Source organism: Leuconostoc sp. BM2 (assembly GCF_002095565.1).
Taxonomy (GTDB): domain Bacteria; phylum Bacillota; class Bacilli; order Lactobacillales; family Lactobacillaceae; genus Leuconostoc; species Leuconostoc falkenbergense.
Window position 1 is genome coordinate 1 of record NZ_MOWQ01000142.1, and the last position, 239, is coordinate 239.

1 tRNA gene is annotated in these 239 nt (G+C 40.6%); it reads left to right on the forward strand.

Features of this window, described 5'->3' with window-relative positions:
* The first annotated feature begins 55 nt into the window (after positions 1 to 55).
* A tRNA-Glu gene (locus BMG01_RS10870) sits at positions 56 to 127 on the forward strand.
* Positions 128 to 239: the final 112 nt, after the last annotated feature.

Consider the following 239-nt stretch of genomic DNA (forward strand, 5'->3'; position numbering starts at 1 on the left):
CTGTAAAAACATGTTGACGAGAGGCATTTTTTTCGGTATACTTAATATTTGTTATGGCGCTATGGTCAAGTGGTTAAGACGTCGGCTTCTCAGGCCGAAATCGAGGGTTCGACTCCCTCTAGCGCTACTAGGTATTTCATGGCGTTGCATAAGGTTTCAAAAACCTTGATGTAGCGCCTTTTCTTATGAAAAACGTTGCACTGTATTTCATAGCATTTCACACAAAATGGGAAACTTTT